Annotated in this window: 19 protein-coding genes and 1 pseudogene; 13 read left to right on the forward strand and 7 right to left on the reverse strand. The window is 63.5% G+C overall.

The window, feature by feature from the left end; genetic code table 11:
* Positions 1–3: 3 nt before the first annotated feature.
* The 8 genes and pseudogenes from FN835_RS07445 (at position 4) to rpmE (ending at position 3,678) form a co-directional block, all read left to right on the forward strand.
* Positions 4–543 (forward strand): GNAT family N-acetyltransferase, encoded by a 540-nt coding sequence (locus tag FN835_RS07445; RefSeq protein WP_425467462.1) that lies wholly within the window; start codon positions 4–6, stop codon positions 541–543.
* 66 nt (positions 544–609) lie between these two features.
* The gene (locus tag FN835_RS07450; RefSeq protein WP_142662588.1) at positions 610–906 is read left to right on the forward strand and encodes a chorismate mutase; all 297 of its coding nucleotides are present in this window, start codon (positions 610–612) and stop codon (positions 904–906) included.
* A gap of 46 nt (positions 907–952) precedes the next feature.
* Complete coding sequence (gene rpsP / locus FN835_RS07455; RefSeq protein ID WP_142662589.1) at positions 953–1,327, forward strand: 30S ribosomal protein S16; 375 nt, start codon at positions 953–955, stop codon at positions 1,325–1,327.
* A 6-nt stretch (positions 1,328–1,333) separates the two neighbouring features.
* Positions 1,334–1,840 (forward strand): ribosome maturation factor RimM, encoded by a 507-nt coding sequence (gene rimM, locus FN835_RS07460; protein ID WP_142662590.1) that lies wholly within the window; start codon positions 1,334–1,336, stop codon positions 1,838–1,840.
* Entirely contained in the window at positions 1,837–2,166 is a 330-nt protein-coding gene (locus FN835_RS07465; RefSeq protein WP_142662591.1) for a hypothetical protein, read from the forward strand. Before rimM ends, FN835_RS07465 begins: the two co-directional genes overlap by 4 nt.
* Positions 2,163–2,972 (forward strand): annotated as a pseudogene (gene trmD, locus FN835_RS07470) (tRNA (guanosine(37)-N1)-methyltransferase TrmD); the annotation flags it as partial. The gene FN835_RS07465 and the pseudogene trmD, both read left to right, overlap by 4 nt.
* 92 nt (positions 2,973–3,064) lie before the next feature.
* On the forward strand, positions 3,065–3,445 hold the full coding sequence (rplS, locus tag FN835_RS07475; RefSeq protein ID WP_142662593.1) for a 50S ribosomal protein L19: 381 nt from the start codon (positions 3,065–3,067) through the stop codon (positions 3,443–3,445).
* 11 nt (positions 3,446–3,456) lie between these two features.
* The gene (gene rpmE, locus FN835_RS07480; protein WP_142662594.1) at positions 3,457–3,678 is read left to right on the forward strand and encodes a 50S ribosomal protein L31; all 222 of its coding nucleotides are present in this window, start codon (positions 3,457–3,459) and stop codon (positions 3,676–3,678) included.
* A 166-nt stretch (positions 3,679–3,844) separates the two neighbouring features.
* Here the strand turns inward: rpmE and FN835_RS07485 are convergent, their stop codons facing one another.
* Both FN835_RS07485 and FN835_RS07490 read right to left on the reverse strand, forming a co-directional pair.
* The gene (locus tag FN835_RS07485) at positions 3,845–4,066 is read right to left on the reverse strand and encodes a hypothetical protein (RefSeq protein WP_142662595.1); all 222 of its coding nucleotides are present in this window, start codon (positions 4,064–4,066) and stop codon (positions 3,845–3,847) included.
* Entirely contained in the window at positions 4,063–4,311 is a 249-nt protein-coding gene (locus tag FN835_RS07490; protein WP_142662596.1) for a hypothetical protein, read from the reverse strand. Before FN835_RS07490 ends, FN835_RS07485 begins: the two co-directional genes overlap by 4 nt.
* A 280-nt stretch (positions 4,312–4,591) precedes the next feature.
* Between FN835_RS07490 and FN835_RS07495 the strand changes: the two genes are divergently transcribed.
* Positions 4,592–5,371 (forward strand): division plane positioning ATPase MipZ, encoded by a 780-nt coding sequence (locus FN835_RS07495; protein ID WP_142662597.1) that lies wholly within the window; start codon positions 4,592–4,594, stop codon positions 5,369–5,371.
* 299 nt (positions 5,372–5,670) lie between these two features.
* On the opposite strand, the gene FN835_RS07500 is transcribed toward FN835_RS07495, so the two are convergent.
* The 4 genes from FN835_RS07500 to FN835_RS07515 form a co-directional block, all read right to left on the reverse strand.
* Entirely contained in the window at positions 5,671–6,960 is a 1,290-nt protein-coding gene (locus FN835_RS07500; RefSeq protein ID WP_142662598.1) for a pyruvate dehydrogenase complex dihydrolipoamide acetyltransferase, read from the reverse strand.
* A gap of 12 nt (positions 6,961–6,972) precedes the next feature.
* Positions 6,973–8,343 (reverse strand): pyruvate dehydrogenase complex E1 component subunit beta, encoded by a 1,371-nt coding sequence (locus FN835_RS07505; RefSeq protein WP_142662599.1) that lies wholly within the window; start codon positions 8,341–8,343, stop codon positions 6,973–6,975.
* Between the two features lie 14 nt (positions 8,344–8,357).
* Positions 8,358–9,389 (reverse strand): pyruvate dehydrogenase (acetyl-transferring) E1 component subunit alpha, encoded by a 1,032-nt coding sequence (gene pdhA, locus FN835_RS07510; RefSeq protein ID WP_142662600.1) that lies wholly within the window; start codon positions 9,387–9,389, stop codon positions 8,358–8,360.
* Positions 9,390–9,537: 148 nt separating this feature from the next.
* Positions 9,538–9,831, reverse strand: coding sequence for an FtsB family cell division protein (locus FN835_RS07515; protein WP_142662601.1), 294 nt, complete (start codon positions 9,829–9,831; stop codon positions 9,538–9,540).
* Positions 9,832–9,980: 149 nt separating this feature from the next.
* Here FN835_RS07515 and FN835_RS07520 point away from each other — a divergent pair, with 149 nt between their 5' ends.
* From FN835_RS07520 to FN835_RS07535, 4 genes are read left to right on the forward strand one after another with little or no spacing between them, the layout of a single operon-like run.
* Positions 9,981–10,262 (forward strand): hypothetical protein, encoded by a 282-nt coding sequence (locus FN835_RS07520; protein WP_142662602.1) that lies wholly within the window; start codon positions 9,981–9,983, stop codon positions 10,260–10,262.
* 11 nt (positions 10,263–10,273) lie between these two features.
* Positions 10,274–10,900 carry a DUF1523 family protein gene (locus FN835_RS07525; RefSeq protein WP_142662603.1) on the forward strand — a complete coding sequence of 209 codons (627 nt, stop codon included), beginning with the start codon at positions 10,274–10,276 and terminating at the stop codon, positions 10,898–10,900.
* A 10-nt stretch (positions 10,901–10,910) separates the two neighbouring features.
* Entirely contained in the window at positions 10,911–11,870 is a 960-nt protein-coding gene (deoC, locus tag FN835_RS07530) for a deoxyribose-phosphate aldolase (protein WP_142662604.1), read from the forward strand.
* A gap of 3 nt (positions 11,871–11,873) precedes the next feature.
* Complete coding sequence (locus tag FN835_RS07535; RefSeq protein ID WP_142662605.1) at positions 11,874–14,210, forward strand: aldehyde dehydrogenase family protein; 2,337 nt, start codon at positions 11,874–11,876, stop codon at positions 14,208–14,210.
* Here FN835_RS07535 and FN835_RS07540 read toward each other — a convergent pair.
* Entirely contained in the window at positions 14,207–14,962 is a 756-nt protein-coding gene (locus tag FN835_RS07540) for a hydroxypyruvate isomerase family protein (RefSeq protein ID WP_142662606.1), read from the reverse strand. The genes FN835_RS07535 and FN835_RS07540 overlap by 4 nt on opposite strands.
* Position 14,963: the final 1 nt, after the last annotated feature.

The raw sequence follows: 14,963 nt of genomic DNA on the forward strand, positions 1-14,963 counted from the left end.
GCCATGAGCGTCCAGACCTCCATGATGACGGCCCCGGTGCCGGTGATCGAGACCGATCGCCTGATCCTGCGCGCGCCGCGTCTGGGCGATCTGGAGGCGATGGTGGATTTCTACGCCTCGGACCGGGCGCATTTCGTGGGCGGTCCCTGTTCGCGCTTTGACGCATGGAACCGGCTGACCTCCAGCATCGGGCATTGGGTCGTCCGCGGCTATGGGATGTGGATGATCGAGGTCAAGGCGACGCGCCAGCCTGCGGGCCGCGTCGGTATCCTGAACCATGACGGCTGGCCGGAACCGGAACTGGGCTGGCATGTGTTCAACGGTTTTGAAGGGCAGGGCATCGCCCATGAGGCGGCGCTGGCTGCCCGCAAGGCGGCGCGCGAACTGTTCCGCCTGCATCCCGTGATTTCGCTGATCGTGCCCGAAAACACCCGCTCACGCGCCTTGGCCGAACGGCTGGGCGCAAAGGTCGAGCGTGAGGGCGAGGTGCTGGGCCATGCCTGCCTTGTCTATCGCCACCCCGCCGAGGAGGTCTCGGCATGAGTGACGCCCTGTGCATTCCCTGTGTTCGCCCGGTATGCGCCCCGCATACCCAGCCCGGAGATATGAATGACTGACTTTGCCGCCCGCGCCACAGCCCTGTTGAAAGAACATCGTGCCAGCATCGACCGTCTGGACGCGATCCTGGTCTATACGCTGGCCGAGCGGTTCAAGCACACCCAATCTGTCGGCCGTCTCAAGGCCGAACACGACCTTCCTCCGTCCGATCCCGCCCGTGAGGCGCAGCAGATCGAGCGGCTGGAACGCCTCGCGCGCGAGGCCGATCTGGACCCGGAATTCGCGCGCAAATTCCTGAATTTCGTGATTGCCGAAGTTATCCGACATCACGAGACGTTCCAATCCTAGATGGGGCTGACCCCCATCTAACCCCGCCATTCATAAGGAGAAAACAATGGCAATGAAGATCCGTCTGGCCCGTGGTGGCTCCAAGAAACGTCCGCATTACGCAATCGTCGCGTCGGATTCGCGTATGCCGCGCGATGGCCGCTTCCTGGAAAAACTGGGCACCTACAACCCGCTGCTGGCCAAAGATTCGGAAGACCGCATCAAAATGGACATCGAGCGCGTGCAATACTGGCTGAGCCAAGGCGCCCAGCCGACCGACCGCGTCGCCCGTTTTCTGGAAGCCGCTGGCGTCACCGCCAAGACCGAGCGCAAGAACCTGAAAAAAGGCGAGCCGGGCAAAGCCGCGAAAGAGCGTGCCGAGAAGCGTGCTGCGCGTGAAGCCGCTGCCAACGCGCCCGCCGAAGAAGCTGCTTCGGAATAATCCCCGATGGCCGAGCGGATCTGTGTCGGCGCGATTGCAGGCGCCTTTGGCGTCCGGGGCGAGGTGCGGCTGAAAAGCTTTACCTCGACGCCCGATGACATCGCGTCCTACGGTCCGCTTTGGTCCGAGGATGGCAAACGCTCGTTCACCGTCCGCCTGACGCGGCCGGTGACGGGCGGCCTTGGTGCCCGGCTTTCGGGCGTCGAGACGCGCGAGGATGCCGAGGCGCTGAAAGGCGTGACGCTTTGGGCGGATCGCGACAAGCTGCCTGCCTTGCCGGATGACGAATTCTATCACACCGATCTGATCGGCCTTGATGTCTATGACGCGGGCGGGGTGCTGATCGGCAAGGTCCGCGCAGTATATGACCACGGCGCGGGCGATATTCTGGAAATTTTCGGGCAGGGGCGCAAACAGACGCTGCTGCTGCCCTTTACCCGCGCCTTTGTGCCTACGGTCGATCTGTCCGCCGGACGCATCATCGCCGACCCGCCCGAGGAGGAAGCCGAATGATCGTCCTGTTTGCGCTGGGATTTCTGATGATGCTGGCCGGTCCGTTCATGCAGGGCATGACCGGCAGCGACAATCCGAACGCCTATGTCTTTGCGCCGGTGATGCTGGCAGGCTCGATCCCGTTGCTGGCAGGGCGGGGCCTGTCGCCCAGCCCGCGCCTGATGGCGCAGGCGATCCTGATCTGCGGCGCGCTGTGCATGGGCGCGTGGTGGCTGGGTGGTCAGCTTGATCCCGTGACCATGCCCGCCGCCGCACCCGTGGGCACGGCGATTACCGGCGCATTGGTCGCTGCCGCCGCCAACTTGCTGCGCGCGCGCAAGGCATGAGCGATCATCCCAAATCACACGGCCAGAAAGCTATAGGCACGAAATCGCATGGCCGGTTGTCGATCCGCGCCAGCATGCAGCCGCGCGACCTGATGGCCGAGCCGCAGGTGCGGGGCGCATGGACCGCCCAGATCGTGACGCTGTTTCCCGAAGCGTTTCCCGGCATCCTTGGCCTGTCGCTGACGGGCCGGGCGCTGGCCGAAGGGCTTTGGAACCTGCGCACCACCGATCTGCGCCCCTTTGGCATCGGCAAGCACCGCAACGTCGATGACACGCCTGCGGGCGGTGGTGCGGGCATGGTGATCCGCGCAGATGTCATGGATGCGGCGCTGCGCGAGGCGGGCGCGGCGCTTCCAATCATCTATCTGTCGCCGCGCGGCAAGCCGTTCACGCAGGCTCGCGCCCGCGAACTGGCCTTGGGTCCGGGGATGACGCTGATCTGCGGTCGGTTTGAAGGCGTGGACCAGCGCGTGCTGGACGCGCATAACGTCGAAGAAATCAGCATTGGCGATTACGTATTGACGGGCGGAGAGCTTGCAGCTCAGGTCTTGATCGACGCGACGGTTCGCCTTATACCGCGCGTGCTGGGGAATCAGGATTCGCTGGCCGAGGAATCCTTTTCCGACGGTCTTCTTGAACATCCGCAGTATACGAAGCCCGCCCTTTGGGAAGGCCGCGCGATCCCGGACGTGATTATGTCCGGCAATCACGCGGCTATTGCCAGTTGGCGGCGCGACATGGCCGAAAGGCTGACCAAGGAACGCCGCCCCGATCTGTGGCGGGCATATGAGGAACGGCGGAAACGCTGACCCCTTATGGACCCGGCTAAGGACCGACAGCTCTCGGGCGCATCAGACCAATCGCGGAACTACCGCGAGCAACAAAAGGAAACCAAGCGATGAACCTGATCGCCCAACTGGAAGCCGAGCAAATCGCCTCGCTCGGCAAGGACATCCCGGATTTCAAGTCCGGTGACACCGTCCGCGTCGGTTACAAAGTGACCGAAGGCACGCGCACCCGCGTGCAGATGTATGAAGGCGTCGTCATCTCGCGCAAGGGCGGCGGCATCGGCGCGTCCTTCACCGTGCGCAAGATTTCGTTCGGCGAGGGCGTGGAACGTGTGTTCCCGCTGTATTCGACCAATGTCGATTCGATCACCGTCGTGCGTCGTGGCCGCGTTCGCCGTGCCAAGCTGTATTACCTGCGCGATCGTCGCGGTAAATCGGCGCGCATCGCCGAAGTCACCAACTACAAGCCCAAAGCCGAAGCCAAGGCCTGAGGAGACGCGCCATGAAAGCAGATACGCATCCCGACTACCACTTCATCACCGTCAAGATGACCGACGGCACCACCTATCCGGTGCGCTCGACCTGGGGCAAAGAAGGCGACGTGATGTCGCTGGACATCGACCCGACGGTGCACCCGGCATGGACCGGCGGTTCGGCCAAGCTGATGGACGCTGGTGGTCGTGTGTCGAAGTTCAAGAACAAATACGCCGGTCTGGGCTTCTAAGCCCGACTGCAGCGCAAATGGAAACGCCGCCCCGAAAAGGGCGGCGTTTCTTCTTTTCCGGGCCTGACAATGCGCCGGTGGGCTGGCGCAATGCCACGAGAGAGAGAAGGCGGCCCGGCGGATAAGGGGCCGGGACGGGGCCGGATCCTATCGGCCCGTTGCGGGTTCACATGCCGACAAAGATGGGCGCCCAGATCGGGAAGGGTTCGCGGGCAGAGCCCAGCGGGCGTCCGGTCATTGCGCCACGACCGGTATCGATCACGACACGACCGTCGCGCAGCGTGCGCAGAACCGGTCCCTGGGCGCTTTGATAGCGCGACAGGGCAATGGTGGCATAGCGCGAGGGCGCAGGTTCCTGCGACGCGACGAGGAAGGGAAAGCGGATCATTGGCTGGCTCCTTTGGCATCGGTGCGTTCGATGAAGGTATTCCACAGTCGTGGATCGCGGTTGCGCATCAGATCCTGCGCGGCAGTGATGGGTTCGCAGGTCATCAGCACCAGCGGAATGCCCGAAATCATGTGCGGCTTGCCGGTGCGCCGATCGATCAGCGATACCGCATAACGCGCCTGTGCGGGCACGGCAGCGCGGATGGCTCGATCAGCGAAAGCCGACAGATGGTTCAGCATGGACATCTTTGGCTCCTTTCCAAGTTGATGACCTGTCAGCCTATGCTGACACCTATATATCGACATAGTTGATCGTCTTTTGCAAGAAAAACTCTAGCGGAATGATCGTGATATAAAATTGTAGCAAATTCAGTGAACTGACGAGATTCGTGCAGTGCAGCAATTTACAGCGCGGTTGTTCCCGGAAAGCCGCACTCGCGCCGAATCATCGCAGGGTCACGCTTTTCATCGCGAATCCTCCGGCCTATCCTCGGGCCTTCGGAATGGCCGCTGCTCGGGGGGATTCGTGGCGCATATCATTGTCGTCGGAAACGAAAAGGGTGGATCGGGCAAATCGACAACCTCAATGCATGTGGCGACGGCGCTGGCGCGGATGGGGCATCGGGTAGGGGCGTTGGATCTGGATGTGCGCCAGCGCAGCTTTGGCCGCTATCTGGAAAACCGCGCGCATTTCGTGCAGCGTGAAGGGCTGGATCTGCCAACCCCCCTGCTGGGCGTGCTTGCGCCCGAAAGCGACGGCATCGATCCCCTTTCCCGCGCGGTCGAAGAACTGGAGGCGAGCTGCGACTTCATCCTGCTGGACTGTCCCGGATCGCATACCCGGCTAAGCCAGATGGCACATAGTCTGGCCGATACGCTGATTACGCCAATGAACGACAGCTTCATCGACTTTGACCTGCTTGCGCGGATGTCGCCTGATGGAAAGGTGCTTGGTCCGTCGATCTACGCCGAGATGGTCTGGGGCGCGCGCCAGTTGCGCGGAGAGGCGGGGGCCGGTCCAATCGACTGGCTGGTGCTGCGCAACCGTCTGGGCACGCAGGCCATGCACAACAAGCGCAAGGTGGGCGGTGCGTTGTCCACCCTTTCCAAGCGCATCGGGTTCCGCGTGGCCCCCGGCTTTTCCGAGCGGGTCATCTTTCGCGAGCTTTTTCCGCGCGGGCTGACGCTTCTGGATCTGAAGGATATCGGGACAGAGCAACTGAGCATCTCGAACATCGCGGCGCGGCAGGAATTGCGCGACCTGATCGCAGAGCTGCGCCTGCCGGGGGTCAGCGTCGCTTTCTGATTGTTGGGATCGCCACTCAAATGCGATTTTGCTGGTCGAATTGTTCCCCATATGCGCCCATCCCGCTGCAATGAGCACCACCAACATGGAGGCGGGCATGGGCTGTTCGCCGTGCATACATGGCTATTCATGTTGATCCGTGGCGGTGGGCGTGAGGCGTTGGGGGGCTATTTGGCCCCGCCGCGCCGGGCGAATAGCGCCGGACCGGGGCGCTGCCCCGGACCTCGGGGTATTAAGGAACCGAGAAATGAAAAAGGGGGCCGCGAGAGGCCCCCTTTCTGGTTTTGCGTCGTGGCGGATCAGGCCAGCATGCCCATCGGGTTTTCCAGATGTGCGACGATTTTTTCGAGAAGCTGCGCACCCAGTGCGCCGTCGATGACCCGGTGATCGACCGACAGCGTCATGGACATGACGTTGCGAATGACCACTTCGCCCTTTTCGACGACGGCGGTGGGGATGCCCGCGCCGACGGCAAGGATCGCACCATGCGGCGGGTTGATGACCGCGTCAAAGTTCTCGATCCCGAACATGCCGAGGTTCGAGATGGCGAAGCTGCCGCCCTGATATTCATGCGGGGCCAGCTTCTTCGACTTGGCGCGGGTCGCCAGGTCCTTCATCTCGGCCGAAAGGGCCGACAGCGTTTTCTGCTGCGCGTCTTTCAGGACCGGGGTGAACAGACCGCCTTCGATCGCGACGGCCACCGCCACATCCGAGGGCTTCAGCTTCAGGATGCGGTCGCCTGCCCAGACGGCATTGGCGTCCGGCACTTCTTGCAGTGCCAGCGCGCAGGCCTTGATGATAAAGTCATTGACCGACAGCTTGACGCCACGGGCTTCCAGCTGCTTGTTCAGGTCGGCGCGGAAGGCCATCAGCGCATCCAGCTTGGCCGAGCGGCGCAGGTAGAAATGCGGGATGGTCTGCTTGGCTTCGGACAGGCGGGCGGCAATGGTGCGGCGCATGCCGTCCAGGGCCACTTCGGTCGTCTCGCGATCGGCATAGATCTTTTTGATCGCATCCGCCGAAGGACCAGCCGGGGGCGCTGCGGCTGTCGGAGCGGCGGCTTTGGGGGCATCCGCCGCGGCTGCGGGTTTGGCCGCGCCGGGTTTCGCGCTTTCCACGTCTGCCTTGACGATGCGACCGCGGGGGCCGGAACCCGTCACGCCGGCAAGGTCGATGCCCTTTTCCGCCGCGATGCGACGGGCAAGGGGCGAGGCGAAGACGCGGTTGCCATCGGCGGCCTTTACAGGCGCAGCCTTTGGCGCTTCGGCTTTGACCTCGGGCGCGGCTTCGGCTTTCGCTTCGGCCTTCGGGGCCGCTTTCGCGGCTCCGATGTCGTCGGCGCTTTCGCCATCTTCCAGCAGGACGGCGATGGCAGTGTTCACCTTCACGCCTGCCGTGCCTTCGGCGACAAGGATCTTGCCGATCTTGCCTTCGTCCACGGCCTCGAATTCCATCGTGGCCTTGTCGGTTTCGATCTCGGCGATGATGTCGCCGGATTTGACTTCATCACCCTCTTTGACCAGCCATTTGGCCAGCGTGCCTTCCTCCATCGTGGGGGAGAGGGCGGGCATCAGGATTTCTGTCGGCATCTTGATAACCCCTTAGCGATAGGTGACTTTTTTGACCGCCGCGACGACTTCTGCCGGGGTGATCAGCGCGTGCTTTTCAAGGTTCGCGGCATAGGGCATGGGCACGTCCTTGCCGGTGCAGTTGATCACCGGCGCGTCGAGGTAGTCGAACGCGTGTTCCATGACATAGGCCGAGATGTGGTTGCCGATCGAACCCACCGGGAAGCCTTCTTCGACCGTGACCAGACGGTTGGTCTTTTGCACCGAAGCGATGATGCTGTCATAATCCAGCGGACGCAGGGTGCGCAGGTCGATGACTTCGGCGTCGATGCCTTCCTCGGCCAGCTTGTCGGCGGCTTCCAGCGCGTGGCTCATGCCGATGCCGAAGCTGACGATAGTCACGTCCTTGCCGGGGCGCGCGATGCGGGCCTTGCCGAAGGGGATGGTGAAATCGGGCAGGTCCGGCACTTCGAAGCTGCGACCATACATGATCTCATTCTCAAGGAAGATCACGGGGTTCGCATCGCGGATGGCGGTTTTCAGCAGGCCTTTTGCGTCGGCTGCGGAATAGGGCATCACGACTTTCAGGCCGGGGATCGCTGCATACCATGCCGCGTAATCCTGGCTGTGCTGCGCGCCCACGCGGGCGGCGGCACCGTTCGGGCCACGGAACACCATCGGCGCACCCATCTGACCACCCGACATGTAAAGCGTCTTGGCAGCCGAGTTGATGATGTGGTCCATCGCCTGCATGGCGAAGTTGAAGGTCATGAATTCGACGATCGGACGCAGACCTGCCAGCGCCGCGCCGGTGCCGATCCCGGCAAAGCCGATTTCGCTGATGGGTGTATCGACGACGCGCTTGGGACCGAACTTGTCCAGCAGGCCCTGGCTGATCTTGTAGGCGCCCTGGTATTCGCCGACTTCCTCGCCCATCAGAAACACGGTTTCGTCGCGTTCCATTTCTTCGGACATGGCCTCGCGAAGGGCTTCCCGCACGGTCATGGTCTTCATCTTGGTGCCTTCGGGCCAGTCGGGCGACACATCCGGCTGCGGCGCGCGGACGGGTTCGGCGGCTTTGGCCGGGGCAGGCTCGGCCTTGGCTTCGGCGGGCGCGGCTTCGGCTTTCGGCGCAGGCGCGGCCACGTCGTCGGCGCTTTCGCCTTCTTCGACCAGCACGGCGATCGGGGTGTTGACCTTCACGCCCTGCGACCCTTCGGACACGAGGATCTTGCCAAGGATGCCTTCATCCACGGCCTCGAATTCCATCGTGGCCTTGTCGGTCTCGATCTCGGCGATGATGTCGCCGGCCTTGACCGCGTCACCTTCCTTTTTCAGCCATTTGGCCAGCGTGCCTTCCTCCATCGTCGGAGACAGGGCGGGCATCAGGATTTCGGTTGCCATATGTGCGCTCCCCCTCAGGCGTTCTCAGGTGCCGAGCCTTGCGGCAGCTCGTCTGCATAGATATCGGTCCACAGTTCTTCCAAGGCGGGCTCGGGGCTTTCCTTGGCGAATTCGGCGGATTCGTTGACGATATCCTTGATTTCCTTGTCGATGGCCTTCAGGTCATCTTCTGTCGCGTGGCTGCCGGTCAGCAGCAGCTCGCGGACGTTCTCGATCGGGTCGCGTTCGTCGCGCATCTTCTGCACTTCTTCGCGGGTGCGGTATTTCGCCGGGTCCGACATCGAGTGGCCGCGATAGCGATAGGTCATCACTTCAAGAATGTAGGGGCCTTTGCCCGCGCGGCAATGCGCCACGGCCTTTTCGCCCGCTGCCTTGACGGCCAGAACGTCCATGCCGTCAACCTGTTCGCCCGGAATGCCAAACGCTTCGCCGCGACCAAAGAAGGTGGTCGATTTCGTGGAACGCTTGACCGAGGTGCCCATGGCATACTGGTTGTTTTCGATCACGAAAACGACCGGCAGGCTCCAGAGTTCGGCCATGTTATAGGTCTCATAGACCTGGCCCTGGTTCGAGGCGCCGTCGCCGAAATAGGTAAAGGTGACGTTGTCATTGCCCAGATATTTGTCGGCGAAGGCCAGACCCGCACCCAGCGGCACCTGGGCTGCCACGATGCCGTGCCCGCCATAAAAGTGCTTCTCGCGCGAGAACATGTGCATGCTCCCGCCCTTGCCTTTGGAATAGCCGCCTTCGCGGCCGGTCAGTTCGGCCATCACGCCATTGGCGGACATGCCGCAGGCCAGCATGTGGCCGTGGTCGCGATACGACGTGATGCGCTTGTCGCCTTCTTTCGCCGTGGCCTCAAGGCCGACGACGACAGCTTCCTGTCCGATATACAGGTGGCAGAAACCGCCGATCAGGCCCATGCCATAAAGCTGGCCGGCCTTTTCTTCGAATCGACGGATCAAGAGCATGTCGCGGTAATACTTCAGAAGCTCGTCCTTGGAGACATTGGACGTGCTTTCCTTGGCTGCGGGCTTTCTGACCATGGGGCCTCCTCCTCGGGCGCAGGAATAGTTCAGCGTTAAACTACTTCTAGGACGGGTCTTTGGGGAAAGTAAACCTGCGATCTGCAACAGCCACGCGAAATGGGCAGCAGGACGCAACGCTGCCGTCAGAAGGTCGCGAAGCTGTATTTCAGTGGATGATAATCTCGTCCGAACGCAGATAGCCCAGCACGTCGCGGGCGCGTTCGTCAAGCAGGTCTATGTCCAGAAAGTCGTCCGACAGCCGCTTGGTCAGGTTGCGCATCCGGTCCACTTCGGATTGCAGCTTGTCGCGTTGCGCGGTCAGTTCGCGCGTATCGGCCTTAAGCTGTTCGCGGCGCAGGACGCCCGACGGCCCCTGCACGGCGGCAAAGGCGAAATAGGCCCCCAGCAGGGCCATGATGATGAAAAAGGCCAATGCGCTGATCGACAGTCGTTCGGACATTTCGGGCTGCTCTCCCGTTATTTTGGGGGATCATGCCACAGGGGGCGGCGCAGGGGAATCCCCCCATGCTTGCCCGATGGGCGATTGACAGTTTCCCGCCCACCCCGTTCCATGCGCAGGGTGGTCCGATATGCGGAAAGACAAGCGACATGATGGCCTTCATGCGACTGATCGCGATGGTGATCGTGATCGAGTTGATCTTTTACGTCCTGCTGGGCATCTATCTGCGCAGCACAAGACGCGAGGAGCTTGAGAAGGAATGGGACAGCCGCCATCCCGACCGCGCGGGCGACAGCCCGGAACGGCGGGAATTCGTGCGGCGTTCGATGGTCGGGTTCCGCAAATCGCTGCGGGCAAGGCTTGCTGCGCTTGTGCTGGTGCTGCCGGTGGTCGCCATCGTCGTGATCATCGTCTTGGTGAATTATAACTAGAAGGGGCGGTAATGCGCTGGTTCCTGACTGCTGTGGGTGTGCTGTTCGGCATCACCGTCTTCATGTTTCTGGATTACGCGCTGCCCTCCAAGCAGACGGTGCGGATCACCGAGGCGTTCAACCGCCAGATCGAAATCGGGCGCAACGCCATCTTCTATGCGGCGGACGATACCGGCACGGTGCAGAATTCCACCGGGCGGCGCGATGTGCAGTTCATCAACGCGGTGCGCACGAACGGCAAACCCTATGTCTATCGCAACGAGGATACCGGCTGGATCTGGCCGCCTTATTTCAAATATGACAGCGCCGATCTGCAGGCGCAGGCGGCGGATCTGCGTTCGACCTCGGCCACGCCGGAATGGGTCAGCATTACGTCCTATGGCTGGCGGGTAAACTGGCTGTCCGTCTATCCCAACGCCATTTCGATCAAGCCCGTCTCGGGGCCGGATGTGCGCCCGTTCAACTGGGGTGCCATCGTCATCCTGCTGATCCTGGGCGCGCTGCTGATGCTGATCTGGCGTATGTGGAACCAGTTCCGCGAACGCAGCCTTGACCCCGCATGGGACCGCATCGACGCCGAGGGGGACGCCGCGCGGGGCAGGCTAAGCCGCTGGTGGCGCGGAATGCGCGGACGCTAAGGGAGGACGCATGAAGGATCACGACTCAAAACGCCGCAATCCCGGCACGGCGCTGCATCTGGAATGGTTCGACCGCATCGCGGTGAACACGCCCGCAGCCGAACGTCGTGCCGCAAGCCTGCCGGCCCGCCGGAGCCTGAAAAAGGAATGGCAGGCGGCGTGGCTGTTGAACGCCGTGCGCTGCATCGACCTGACCACGCTTTCGGGCGACGACACGCCTGACCGCGTGGCCCGGCTATGCGCCAAGGCCCGCCAACCGATCGAGCCTGCGCTGCTGGATGCGTTGGGGGTCGAAGGCCTGACCACGGGCGCGGTCTGCGTCTATCCCACCATGGTTGCCGCCGCCAAGCACGCCTTGCGCGGGACCGATGTGCCCGTCGCATCTGTCGCCACGGGCTTTCCCGCCGGGCTGATGCCGCTGGACCTGCGACTGGCCGAGATCCGCTATGCGCTGGATCAGGGGGCGGATGAGATCGACATCGTGATTTCCCGCGCCCATGTCCTGCGCGGCGAATGGTCGGCGCTTTACGACGAACTTTGCGCCATGCGCGAGGCGTGCGGCAGGGTGCTGATGAAGTCGATCCTTGCCACCGGAGAGCTTAAGACCTTGACCAACGTCGCCCGCGCCAGCCATGTGGCGATGCAGGCGGGCTCGGATTTCATCAAGACCTCGACCGGCAAAGAGCCCGTGAATGCCACGCTGCCCGTGTCGCTGGTGATGCTGCGCGCGATCCGCGACTATCGCGACCAGACCGGCTTCATCGTCGGCTTCAAGCCTGCGGGCGGATTGCGCACCGCCAAGGACGCGCTGAACTGGCAGGTGCTGATGGCCGAGGAACTGGGCCGCGACTGGCTGTCCCCCGATCTGTTCCGCATCGGCGCATCGTCCCTGCTGGGCGATATCGAACGCCAGATCTCGCATCACGTCACCGGCCGCTATGCAGCCGCCCATCGCCTGGCTGCGGGGTAAGACATGCCGAAGGTTAGCGACATCATGGAAAGCATGGAATACGGACCCGCGCCCGAGGACAGCAGCGCCGTGCGCGACTGGCTGGCGGGCCGCACATTCGGGCATTTCATCGCCGGACGTTTCACCCGGCCGGATCAGACTTTTGCCACCCGCGATCCCTCGACCGGCGAGGTCTTGGCGCAGGTCAGCCAAGGCTCGGCCCGCGATGTGGCCAAGGCCGTGCGTGCCGCGCGTCGGGCGCAGCGGGGCTGGGGCGCGATGCCGGGCCATGACCGGGCACGGTTTCTGTATGCCATCGCCCGCACCATCCAGAAACGCGAACGCTTCCTGGCGGTGCTGGAGACGCTGGATAATGGCAAGCCGATCCGCGAAAGCCGCGACATCGACGTGCCGCTGGTCGTGCGCCATTTCTATCACCACGCAGGCTGGGCCGAGATCGCCGAGACCGAATTTCCGGGCCACGCGCCGCTGGGCGTCTGCGGCCAGATCATCCCGTGGAATTTCCCGCTGCTGATGCTGGCATGGAAGGTCGCGCCCGCGCTGGCTGCCGGCAATACGGTGGTGCTGAAACCTGCCGAATACACCCCGCTGACGGCCTTGGCCTTTGCCGAGATATGCGCCCATGTCGGCCTGCCTGCGGGCGTGATCAACATCGTGACGGGCGACGGCGAAACGGGGGCCGCGCTGGTGGCGTCGCCGGTGGACAAGATCGCCTTCACCGGCTCGACCGAGGTGGGGCGCGGGATCGCGCGCGCCGTCGCGGGGTCTGGCAAAAAGCTGACGCTGGAATTGGGCGGCAAGTCGCCCTTTGTCGTCATGGACGATGCCGATCTGGATGCCGCCGTCGAAGGCGTGGTGGATTCGATCTGGTTCAATCAGGGGCAGGTCTGTTGCGCAGGCTCGCGCATTCTGGTGGCCGAAAGCGTGGCGGCGCGGTTCGAATCGCTGCTGCGTGCCCGTATGGACAGGCTGCGCGTCGGTGCGCCCCTGGACAAGTCCACCGATATAGGCGCCATCGTCGATCCGGTGCAAAAGGACCGTATCCTTGGCATCCTGTCCCGCGCGACTGGGGCAGGGGCCGAACTGGTCGGTGGGCAGGCGCAGGACGGCTGCTTTATCGCGCCCGGCTATCTGAAGAACATCGCCCCCGCCAATCCCGGTATGCGCGAGGAAATCTTTGGCCCCATCGCCACGCTTTCGACGTTCCGCACCCCGGATGAGGCGGTCGATCTGGCGAATAACACGGCTTACGGCCTTGCTGCCTCGGTCTGGTCGGAAAGCGCCACGGTCGCGACAGATCTGGCGGCAAAGATCAAGGCGGGCGTGGTCTGGGTGAACTGCGCCAATATCTTCGCTGCGGCGGCCCCCTTTGGCGGTGTCCGTGACAGCGGCTATGGCCGCGAAGGCGGGCGCGAGGGGATGCTGGATTATCACTCCCCGCCGATCCCCAAGCCGCTGCGCGATCCGCTGCCCGCAGCCATCGCGGCCAGCCCCGACGGCGCGGCGCACGAAGATAAAAACATCGACCGCACGGTAAAGCTGTATATCGGCGGTGCGCAGAAACGCCCGGACGGCGGCGCAAGCTATGCCGCGCAGGACGAACTGATCCCGCTGGGCGGCAAAAAGGACATCCGCAACGCGGTCGAGGCCGCGGCGGGGGCCTTGGGTAAATGGCAGGGGCTTGGCGGGCACGGCCGCGCGCAGGTGCTGTATTTTCTGGCCGAGAATCTGGCGCTGCGGCGGTCGGAATTTGCGGGTTTCGCTTCGGTCGAACAGATCGAGGCGGCGATCCGGCGCTGTTTCTACTACGCGGGATTTGCCGACAAGTTCGACGGCGCGACGGTGGCGGCGAAGCCGGGGCATCTGACGCATGTGCAGCACGATCCGCATGGCGTCATGGGTGTGATCGCGCCCAATGGCAGCCCCTTTGCGGGCTTCATGTCGCTGGTGCTGCCTGCGATCGCCATGGGCAATACGGTCGTCGCGGTGCCGTCGCAGGACAAGCCGATGGCTGCGCTGACCTTGGCGCAGGTGCTGGCGACTTCGGACGTGCCGGGGGGCGTGGTCAATATCGTGACCGGCCCGCGCGACGGGCTTGCGCAGGCATTGGCCAGCCATGATGGCGTGAACGCGGTCTGGCATGTCGCGCAGGGCGAAGCATTGGCCGCGACCGAACGCGCCGCCAGCGAAACGCTGATCCCCGTCTGGTCGCCCGAGCCGCGTGACTGGGCCGCGCCCGATGCACAAGGCCGCGATTTCCTGCGCCGCGCCACGCGGGCCAAGACGATCTGGCTGCCTTACGGCGCATTGCCCGCAGGCACGGGAAGCTCGGCCTATTAGGCCGACTTCAGCCAGCGCAGCCCGGCCTCGGTCGAGGTGAGGGGGGTGTATTCCGCCCCCACCCAGCCGCGATAACCCGCATCGTCCAAGGCGCGCGAAAGCTTGGTCAGGTCGATATCGCCCGCGCCGGGTTCGTGCCTGCCCGGAAATCCCGCGATCTGCACATGCCGCGTCAGCGCCGCAAACCGCTGCCAGCAGCCAAGCGCATCGCCATGGATCATCTGCGCCTGATAGGCGTCGAATTGCAGGCCCAGATTGGGCGCGCCCACCTCGGCCAGAATTTCGGCGGCCAGATCGAAGCTGTCCAGAAAATAGCCGGGCAGGTCCTGCGTATTGATCGGCTCGATCACCAGACTGGTCTTGGGTGCGCGGGCAGCGGCCCATTTCAGGTTCTGGATAAAGGTCCGTCGCGCCTCGGGGCCGTCGGCCTTGCCTGCCATGATATGGACATGGCGCACGCCAAGGGCGGTCGCGACGCGGATGGCCCGGTCGAAATCGCTGCGAAATCGCGCCTCGTTGCCGGGTTGGGCGGCAAAGCCCCGCGGCCCGCCCGCCCAGTTCGGTGGCGGCGCGTTCATCAGCACGAATTCCAGTCCGGCCCCTTGTGCGGCCTTGGTCAGCTCCTTGACCGGCAGGTCATAGGGAAACAGGATCTCGACCCCAGAAAAGCCCGCGCGCTTTGCTGCCGCAAAGCGTTGGGGCATCGGCAGTTCGGTGAATAGATATGTCAGGTTGGCAGCGAATCGCGCCATG

The organism is Paracoccus laeviglucosivorans (genome assembly GCF_900182695.1).
Classification (GTDB): domain Bacteria; phylum Pseudomonadota; class Alphaproteobacteria; order Rhodobacterales; family Rhodobacteraceae; genus Paracoccus; species Paracoccus laeviglucosivorans.

Excerpts from the sequence above, each read along its gene's own strand:
- rplS (WP_142662593.1), top strand. The coding sequence starts at position 3,065 with ATGAACCTGATCGCCCAACTGGAAGCCGAGCAAATCGCCTCGCTCGGC.
- FN835_RS07450 (WP_142662588.1), top strand. The coding sequence starts at position 610 with ATGACTGACTTTGCCGCCCGCGCCACAGCCCTGTTGAAAGAACATCGT.
- rpmE (WP_142662594.1), top strand. The coding sequence starts at position 3,457 with ATGAAAGCAGATACGCATCCCGACTACCACTTCATCACCGTCAAGATG.
- FN835_RS07490 (WP_142662596.1), bottom strand. The coding sequence starts at position 4,311 with ATGTCCATGCTGAACCATCTGTCGGCTTTCGCTGATCGAGCCATCCGC.
- pdhA (WP_142662600.1), bottom strand. The coding sequence starts at position 9,389 with ATGGTCAGAAAGCCCGCAGCCAAGGAAAGCACGTCCAATGTCTCCAAG.
- FN835_RS07515 (WP_142662601.1), bottom strand. The coding sequence starts at position 9,831 with ATGTCCGAACGACTGTCGATCAGCGCATTGGCCTTTTTCATCATCATG.
- deoC (WP_142662604.1), top strand. The coding sequence starts at position 10,911 with ATGAAGGATCACGACTCAAAACGCCGCAATCCCGGCACGGCGCTGCAT.
- FN835_RS07500 (WP_142662598.1), bottom strand. The coding sequence starts at position 6,960 with ATGCCGACAGAAATCCTGATGCCCGCCCTCTCCCCCACGATGGAGGAA.
- FN835_RS07535 (WP_142662605.1), top strand. The coding sequence starts at position 11,874 with ATGCCGAAGGTTAGCGACATCATGGAAAGCATGGAATACGGACCCGCG.
- FN835_RS07525 (WP_142662603.1), top strand. The coding sequence starts at position 10,274 with ATGCGCTGGTTCCTGACTGCTGTGGGTGTGCTGTTCGGCATCACCGTC.
- FN835_RS07445 (WP_425467462.1), top strand. The coding sequence starts at position 4 with ATGAGCGTCCAGACCTCCATGATGACGGCCCCGGTGCCGGTGATCGAG.
- FN835_RS07505 (WP_142662599.1), bottom strand. The coding sequence starts at position 8,343 with ATGGCAACCGAAATCCTGATGCCCGCCCTGTCTCCGACGATGGAGGAA.
- rimM (WP_142662590.1), top strand. The coding sequence starts at position 1,334 with ATGGCCGAGCGGATCTGTGTCGGCGCGATTGCAGGCGCCTTTGGCGTC.
- FN835_RS07520 (WP_142662602.1), top strand. The coding sequence starts at position 9,981 with ATGATGGCCTTCATGCGACTGATCGCGATGGTGATCGTGATCGAGTTG.
- FN835_RS07485 (WP_142662595.1), bottom strand. The coding sequence starts at position 4,066 with ATGATCCGCTTTCCCTTCCTCGTCGCGTCGCAGGAACCTGCGCCCTCG.
- FN835_RS07540 (WP_142662606.1), bottom strand. The coding sequence starts at position 14,962 with ATGGCGCGATTCGCTGCCAACCTGACATATCTATTCACCGAACTGCCG.
- FN835_RS07465 (WP_142662591.1), top strand. The coding sequence starts at position 1,837 with ATGATCGTCCTGTTTGCGCTGGGATTTCTGATGATGCTGGCCGGTCCG.
- rpsP (WP_142662589.1), top strand. The coding sequence starts at position 953 with ATGGCAATGAAGATCCGTCTGGCCCGTGGTGGCTCCAAGAAACGTCCG.